The organism is Candidatus Hydrogenedentota bacterium, from assembly GCA_012523015.1.
GTDB lineage: Bacteria > Hydrogenedentota > Hydrogenedentia > Hydrogenedentales > CAITNO01 > JAAYBJ01.
This window is the reverse complement of sequence record JAAYJI010000197.1, coordinates 1-2,173: the sequence shown is the minus strand read 5'-3', so window position 1 is coordinate 2,173 and position 2,173 is coordinate 1. Positions and strand designations below refer to the sequence as shown.

Genomic DNA, 2,173 nt, shown 5'->3' with positions numbered 1-2,173 from the left:
TCTCAATACCTGGGTTTACATCTCGAACCAGCATTTCATAATACTCTGTTTTTCCGGTTGTATTAATATTTGCGCAAAAATGTTTAAAGTAGGCGGTAAATATGCGGGGATCATGGAGATCAAAATCAGGCAAGTGAATCAGTGTTCGGGTCGTGTCTTCCCCTTTTCTTAATAAGCCTGGGGGAGATTGCTTTGGAGGCGCAAAAACATAGACCTGTCCCAATTCACCTTTTGCGTTGAGCATTCCTTCACGATTGCAGCGGCCGGCTGCTTGGGCGATGGAGTCAAGCCCTGCAAAAGCGCGATAAACAACAGGAAAATCAATATCAACACCCGCTTCCACCAATTGTGTGCTAATGACCCGCAAGGGCTGTCCTTCTTTTAGTTGTTCTTTAATTGTTTCAATCACCTTTGTGCGATGTTCTCCACACATTAAGGCGGAAAGGTGAATGGTCCCTTCGGGCATGAGTTTGAAAAGATCATAACAATCCCTCCGTGTATTAACGACACAGAGCACTTGGGGATGCTTTTTCAATTTAGAGGCCAATTCCTCCCATTGGACAGCTTTGTATTCTGTCGGTATATGGAAACAAGTTCTTTGTAAACGTTTGTATAAAGCAGGAGGGTCTGGAACAATTTCTCGGGGTGTTTCCATCGCGACTGTGGTAATTGATTTGTCAGAAAGGAAGGGTTGTGTCGCTGTAGAAAAAAGCAAGGTTACCCCATAATTTTTGGTAAGTTCTGCCATTACGTCAACACAGGGCGAAAGAAGTTTGGGCGGTAATAATTGCGCCTCATCCAAAATAACAACGCTATTTGCAATACGATGTAATTTGCGGCAACGACCCGGTTTTGCGGCATACAACGACTCAAAGAATTGTACATTGGTCGTGATAACAAGGGGAGCATCCCAGTTTTCCGTTGCGAGCCGTGCGCGCTGTGTTTCTTTTTTCGGATCCAGATTACTATGATGTTCGATAACATTAGAGGCGCCAAAGATTTCCGCCAAAGTTTTGGCAGTCTGTTCGATAATGCTCGTATAAGGGATGACATAGATAATGCGGTCTTTATGGTGTTTGATGGCATGTTCTAAGGCGAAGGCAGTGGCGGATAAGGTTTTACCGCCGCCTGTAGGCACAGTAAGGGAAAACAAACCTGGAGCCCATTCACCTGCTTTGACGCAAGCATCGAATACTTCACGACGAATCGTGTTCACCTCTGAAGGCGCTGCATCTTTCATTTTTTTGTTCATGTAGAGGTTGAAAGCACTTTTCAAGGTAGTCAATGGGGCAAATTTTGCTCTGCTTTCCCCTTTCTTTCCATCCATATAAGCTTCCGTATCCAGATAGTCCGCGTCGACGAGTGCAGAAAAAAGCATACGAATCCATAAGTGAATATTTTCAGGCTTGACGAAAGACGGCAGTGTGAGTTCTCGTATCAATCGATCTTCTATCCACGCAAGTTGTGAACGGATGTCATCAAGATTTTTTTTGCCCTCCTTTAGCCGTTCTGTGAGGGCGGCTCTGCCAGTATTACAAGAATGATAATCGGCCAGTCCCGCATGATGACCGGCGACCATATAGCTGAAGATGCGTCCCATAGTCTTAAAACTTTCCTCAGCGTAGGCGGCACCGGCACTGGAATGGTTGACGCGTCCTTTAGGCGCCGTACCATATTCAGAGTCATCCAGACTATTGGCATTAAGCAGGTAACGCTGGAAAGAGTCATCGATCTTCCCAAGATCATGGAGCAATCCCGCGTTATACGCCCAGTCTCCGGATTGAAAAGGTGCGGCAAATTCTTTTGCTCTTTCCGCCACGTTTTGGAGATGATCGAATAACAACTGCCATTCCTCTATATCTCTCTCGGGATGTGAATGTCCATAAAGTGGTTTCTGCACCATTGTTTTTCTCCCATTTAAATTTTAATCCTTAAAAAGCAAGGCTTTGAAGAAGGCGGCCGCAGACCTTTATTGCTGAACCCTGCTGCACCGTCTTTCCTTAACCTTCAACAATATACTAAGTGACAATCTCATCGAATTTACGTTTATTATACGCTATATCTTTTCCAAAATCAGGAATCCTAGATTTTATTTTTTTATTTTTTTTATAGGGTTTTGTGGTTGCGGAGAGCGAATAATTGAGGGATCGACGTCGCGACAGGGGGGTATGTT

Annotated in this window: 1 protein-coding gene; it reads right to left on the bottom strand. The window is 44.5% G+C overall.

Annotation, left to right across the window (positions count from 1 at the left end; all coding sequences use genetic code 11):
• On the bottom strand, positions 1–1,903 hold a 1,903-nt coding region (gene cas3, locus GX117_08590; GenBank protein NLO33397.1), incomplete at its 3' end, for a CRISPR-associated helicase Cas3'.
• Positions 1,904–2,173 lie beyond the last annotated feature (270 nt).